The 5,781-nt window shown below is 61.6% G+C and carries 5 protein-coding genes; all 5 read left to right on the top strand.

Translation table 11 applies throughout. The annotated features are described in order from the left end of the window. The coding region (locus Q0J81_RS10210; RefSeq protein ID WP_294447643.1) for an amino acid--tRNA ligase-related protein at positions 1–635 on the top strand (635 nt) is incomplete at its 5' end. A gap of 57 nt (positions 636–692) precedes the next feature. Further along, a complete protein-coding gene (locus Q0J81_RS10205; protein WP_294447642.1) occupies positions 693–1,937 on the top strand; it encodes a lipoprotein-releasing ABC transporter permease subunit in 1,245 nt (414 codons plus the stop codon). Further along, positions 1,930–2,652: an ABC transporter ATP-binding protein gene (locus Q0J81_RS10200; protein WP_294447641.1), complete on the top strand. Its 723-nt coding sequence runs from the start codon at positions 1,930–1,932 to the stop codon at positions 2,650–2,652. The genes Q0J81_RS10205 and Q0J81_RS10200 overlap by 8 nt, the downstream gene beginning before the upstream one ends. Next, positions 2,633–5,323 carry an outer membrane protein assembly factor BamA gene (gene bamA / locus Q0J81_RS10195; protein WP_294447640.1) on the top strand — a complete coding sequence of 897 codons (2,691 nt, stop codon included), beginning with the start codon at positions 2,633–2,635 and terminating at the stop codon, positions 5,321–5,323. Before Q0J81_RS10200 ends, bamA begins: the two co-directional genes overlap by 20 nt. A 221-nt stretch (positions 5,324–5,544) precedes the next feature. Further along, a partial coding sequence (locus Q0J81_RS10190) for an HAD hydrolase-like protein (RefSeq protein ID WP_294447638.1) occupies positions 5,545–5,781 on the top strand: 237 nt, incomplete at its 3' end.

Below are 5,781 nucleotides of genomic sequence, written 5' to 3'. Positions count from 1 at the left end.
AGGAACTTTTCGCGCACATCGCCACCAAGGTGTGCGGCAGCACGGTGATCACCTATCAGGGGCAGGAAGTGGATCTCACCCCCGGCCACTGGAAGCGCATGACCTATCACGAAGCGCTCGAAAAGGTGGGCGGTCACAGGCCCGAATTCTACAACGACATGGAGGCCGTGCGCGCCTATCTCACCTCGCGCGGGGAAAAGTTCATGGAAAGCGAGGGCATAGGCAAGCTTCAGTCCCGTCTTTTCGACCTTGACGTGGAAGACAAGCTCGTTCAGCCCACCTTCATTTATGCCTATCCTGCGGAAATTTCTCCGCTGGCCCGCCGCAACGACAGGAATCCCGACATCACCGACCGCTTTGAGATCTTCATCTGCGGCTGTGAATACGGCAACGCCTTTTCCGAGCTCAACGACCCCGTGGATCAGCGTCTGCGCTTCGAGGCGCAGGTGGAAGCCAAGGCCGCAGGCGACGACGAGGCCTGCCCGCTGGACAACGACTATCTGCGCGCCCTTGAATACGGCATGCCGCCCACCGCGGGCGAAGGCGTGGGCATCGACCGTCTGACCATGCTGCTTACCGACGAATCCACCATCCGCGAGGTGCTGCTCTTCCCGCTGCTCCGTCCGGAGGTGTAATCTTTCGGGAACAACGCCCCGGCATTTCTGCCGGGGCTTCCATGAAAGGGGAAATTCATGTCGTTTTCGCTGTTCATTGCGTCGCGGTATCTCACCTCGCGCAACAAGCGCACGTTCATTTCCATCATTTCGTTCATGTCGGTTCTCGGCGTGGCCATAGGCGTGGCTGCGCTCGTCATCGTCATGAGCGTGTACAACGGCGTCACCGAGGAAATGCGCGAGAAGATTCTCGGCGCGAATCCGCACCTCATGGTCATGGCCACGCAGGCCGGAGCCTTCGGGCCCGAGGCCGCAAAGGGCGAAGGCGACGTCATCGAGCGCATACGCGAAACGCCGGGCGTGGTGTCCGCCACGCCGTTTCTGTACGCCGAAGTGCTGCTTTCCACCCCGCAGGGCGCCACGGGACTCGTGGTGCGCGGCATAGATACCGCCTCCGCTGCCGAGGCCATGCCGCTTCTCAATCATCTTGAGAGCGGCAGCGTGGAAAACCTCAACCGCGAAACCGGGCCCGCAGGCATGATCGTGGGACACGATCTGGCCCGGCGCTTCCATCTGCGCGTGGGCAGCCGCGTGAATCTCATGTCCCCGGCAGGACAGCGCACCACCGCAGGCTTCGTGCCCAAGCTGCGTTCGTTCCGCGTGGAAGGCATATTCAAGTCGGGCATGTCCGACTTCGACAGCCGTCTCGCCTACGTGTCCATAGGCGCGGCGCAGGATCTCATGGGCTACCCCGACGGTCATGTTTCCGGCGTTGAGGCCTTCGTGAACAATCCCTACGACGCCCGGGAAATCGCCGGCGCCGTGGCCGAACGTCTCGGGCCTCCCTTCTACGCCCGCAACTGGATAGACATGAACGCCAATCTCTTTGCCGCGCTTCAGCTTGAGCGCTTCGGCATGTTCATCGTGCTGCTCATGGTCATTCTGGTGGGTTCCTTTTCCATCATCACCTCGCTCGTCATGCTCGTCATGGAAAAGACCAGGGACATCGCCATACTCATGTCCATGGGCGCCACGGCCGCAGGAGTCAGGCGCATCTTCATGTTTCAGGGAGCCATCATCGGGGCTGTTGGCACAACCATAGGTTATGTGCTAGGAATCGTGCTGGCGCTGCTCCTCAAGAAGTACCAGTTCATCGAGCTTCCCCCCGGCGTATACATGATGGACACGCTGCCGGTCATCATCGATCCGCTGGACCTTCTCATTATCGGGGCGGTGTCCATGTTCATGTGTTTCGTGGCCACCATCTATCCCGCCAGGCAGGCTTCCCGCCTTGTGCCTGCCGAGGCCCTTCGCTATGAATAACGACGCTAACGATTCTCTGACCGGCGCGTCCCGTCCGCTCTACACCGTGCGGCACGCGCGCAAGGTGGTGGAAAGTCCGGCAGGGGAGCTCACCATTCTGCGCGACGTCACCTTCGACGTCGTCGCCGGCGAGGCTCTCGCCATTGTGGGTTCCTCAGGTTCCGGCAAGTCCACGCTGCTGCACATTTTAGGCACGCTCGATGCCGCCACGAGCGGCAGCGTGCTTTTTGAGGGCCGCGACCTTTCCGCCCTTTCTCCGAAGGAGGCGGCGCATTTCCGCAACAGGGAACTCGGCTTCGTGTTCCAGTTCCATCATCTGCTGCCGGAGTTCACCACCGTGGAGAACGTGGCCATGCAGGCCATCATTGCGGGCATGCCCCGCAAAGAGGCGCTCGAAAAGGCCGCTGCGGCCCTTGAGAGCGTGGGACTGGCCGAAAGGCTGAATCATCACGTCACCACCCTTTCCGGAGGCGAGCGGCAGAGGGCGGCCATAGCCCGCGCCACGCTCATGCGCCCCAAGGTGCTGCTGGCCGACGAGCCCACCGGCAATCTGGATGAAAAAACGGGCGCGCGTGTCGCCGAAGTGCTGAAAAAGCTCAATCGCGACACGGGCATGACCCTTGTCATAGTGACGCATAACCGGGAACTTGCGGACGATATGGACCGCAGCCTTGAACTGAGATCGGGAGAGCTCTATGCGCAAGATTCTTTCTAGTCTGGTCTGCCTTGCAGCCTGCCTCTTCGTGTGGGCGGGCCTTGCGGAGGCAGCCGCAACCCGTGTGCTGGTGCTGCCCTTCGCCGTGAACGCTCCGACGGCGCAGTCGCAGCTTGCCAGAGACGTCCCCGCCCTGGTGCGGCAGGCGCTCGAGGCAAACGGCGTCACGGCCATTCCCACGTCGGCATCCGGCAAAAGCGCCGCTTCGGACGCCGCAAGCGCCAGAAACCGCGCCCGTTCCGCCCGCGCGGGCTATGCCGTGTTCGGCAGTCTGAACCAGCTCGGCGAAAGCTTCAGCCTCGACATGCAGATGGTGTCGGCCTCCACTTCCGGTTCCCGTGCCTATCACATTGAGGGCGCGAACCTTCTGGAGCTTCAGCCTGCGGTGAACAGCCTTGTGGGGCAGATGGTGCTCGATTTCGATGCCGCCTCTTCCGTGCGTTCGGCCGCAAAGAGCACCCGCGGCGGCATTGCCGACATCGAGGTGCGCGGCCTCAAGTTCATCGACAAGGACAGAGTGCTCGTCCGCGTGGGAACCCGTACCGGCGATCCCGTGGATGAGGACCGCATAGACGAGGACGTGCGCAACATCTGGGATCTCGGCTACTTCAACGACGTGCGCGCCGACGTGGAAACCTCGGTGGCCGGGCCGGTGCTCATTTTCACCGTAGAGGAAAAGCCGCGCATCGAAGACGTGCGCGTGGAAGGCTCCGAAGCCGTGAGCATAGGCGACATTACCGAGGCCATGTCCACGCATACCGATTCCGTGCTCAACGAAAAGGTGCTGGCCGACGACCTGCAGAAGGTCACCGACCTGTATCACAAGCAGGGCTTTTATCTGGCCCAGGTGACCTACGAAGTGCAGCCCCGTGCCGACGGCGCGGCCGCCGTGCTCGTGCTGCACGTCAACGAAGGCGGCAAGCTCTACATCAAGGAAGTGGCCATTGAGGGCCTCAAGGAAATCTCTCCCGACGACGTGAAGGATTTTCTCTCCCTCAAGGAACGCGGAATGTTCTCGTGGTTCACGGGGTCGGGCGTGCTCAAGGACGACCTTCTCGAGCGCGACGCGCAGGCCATACGCGCCTACTTCATGAAGCACGGCTATGTGGACGGTCAGGTCTCCGCGCCCGAGGTGCAGTATGAGGAAGACGGCATACGCGTCATCTTCCGCGTGCGCGAGGGCGTGCACTACAAGGTGGGCGAAGTCATCCTTCAGGGTGACCTCATCGACACCGAAGAGCGCATCCGCGAGCAGATCACCATGGACGAACATCAGGCTGCGGGCGATTATTTCGACGTGGAAGTGCTCCAGAACGACGTGAAGGCCCTCACCGACTTCTACAGCGACTACGGTTACGCCTTTGCCGACATCAACGTCGATCCCCGTCCCCGTCCCGAAGACGGCGTGGTGGACGTGATCTATACCGTGAAGCCCGGCGAACGTCAGTACATCCGCCGCGTGGAAGTGGAAGGCAACGACCGCACCCGCGACAACGTCATCCTGCGCGAAATGCGCCTTGCCGACGGTCAGCAGTTCAGCGGCGCCAAAATGCGCCGTTCCGCCCAGCGCCTCGAAAAGACCCGCTATTTCAGCGAAGTGAACCCCACCGTGGTGCCCACCGGCACGCCCGGCGAAGTGGATCTCAAGATGGGCGTCAAGGAAACCGAAACCGGCGTGGTCAGCGTGGGCTTCGGTTACTCCACCTACGACAAGTTCGGCGTGATGGCCTCCATCACCGAGAACAACCTCTTCGGCCGCGGCTATACCCTCGGCCTGTCGGGCTACACCGCCTCCCGCGAACAGTACCTCGAAGCCTCCTTCGTGAACCCGCGCCTGTTCGATTCCTACTGGGGCTTCTCCGTGAGCCCGTACACCATCGACGAGGAATGGTCGTACTTCTACAAGCGTTCCACCGGTATCAGACTCGGCCTGTTCCATCCCATAGGCGAGTACACCAACGTGCACTTCGGCTATGAGTTCGAGCGCTACAACCTGTACCATATGTCGGACAACGCCTCCCAGATCATTCAGGCCTATCGCGGCAAGCACTGGGCGAGCACCGTGTCCATGGGCGTTACCCGCGACACCACCAACCGTGCCACCTTCCCCACCGAAGGTACCCGCGTGTCCATCAACATGCAGTACAGCGGCCCGTGGACCGGCAGCGACGACAGCTTCTTCAAGCCCATACTTGAAGCCGGCTTCTACTACGGCCTCAACGATACCAACATCCTGCACGTGCGCGGCCGCGTGGGCGCGGTCTACAAGGTCGAAGACAACAAGACCGTGCCTGTGTTCGACCGCTTCTGGATAGGCGGCATCCGCAGCATACGCGGCTACTCCTACGACGACATCTCCCCGCGTGACCCGAGAACCGGCGAAACCATCGGTTCCGACCGCATGGGCTATGCCAACTTTGAATACATCTGGGTGGTCAAGCCCGATCTCGGCCTCGCCTTCGTGCCCTTCTACGACATAGGCTTCAACGCCGACAGCGAGCAGTGCTCCAGCGTGTTCGACAAGGTGTATTCCTCTGCCGGTCTGGAAGTCCGCTGGCGTTCGCCCATGGGCGATCTGCGCTTCGCCTACGGCTATCCGCTCTCCAAGAATGCGGACGGCACCAAGCGCAACAGCGGTCGGTTCGAGTTCTCCATGGGTCAGGCCTTCTAGCCTGCGCCCCGGGCATCCGGCCTGAGGGCCGGATGAAAGTCCCGCCTGCGGGAAAACAAAAACAAGAGGGGGAGGGTTCGCCTTCCCCCTTTTTTTGTCTTTTCCCACCGCTTCACACGTCCGGCCCCGCCATGCCCCGTCCCGCGATTCCGGAGCGAGGCATCAGGCCTTTTTCCACACAACCTTGCAGCGCGGCAGAACCCGCGCCCCACGGATGCAGCATGACTTACGATACGGTGATTTTCGATCTCGACGGCACGCTTCTCTATACCCTTGAAGACCTTACCCTAAGCACCAACTACGCGCTCGAACCCTTCACCGACGTGCGCCGCAGCCTCGACGAGGTGCGCTCCTTCGTGGGCAACGGCGTGCGTACGCTCATGATCCGCGCCCTGCCCGGCGGTGTTGTAGTCGATGAGGAAGGAATTGAGGAACAATTCGGCGTTGAAGGCCAGCTG

Origin of the sequence: uncultured Mailhella sp. (assembly GCF_944324575.1) — a bacterium.
Classification (GTDB): Bacteria; Desulfobacterota; Desulfovibrionia; order Desulfovibrionales; family Desulfovibrionaceae; genus Mailhella.
The sequence above is the reverse complement of the archived record's forward strand: the minus strand, read 5'-3'. Positions and strand labels throughout refer to the sequence as shown.

Excerpts from the sequence above, each read along its gene's own strand:
- Q0J81_RS10205 (WP_294447642.1), top strand. The coding sequence starts at position 693 with ATGTCGTTTTCGCTGTTCATTGCGTCGCGGTATCTCACCTCGCGCAAC.
- bamA (WP_294447640.1), top strand. The coding sequence starts at position 2,633 with ATGCGCAAGATTCTTTCTAGTCTGGTCTGCCTTGCAGCCTGCCTCTTC.
- Q0J81_RS10200 (WP_294447641.1), top strand. The coding sequence starts at position 1,930 with ATGAATAACGACGCTAACGATTCTCTGACCGGCGCGTCCCGTCCGCTC.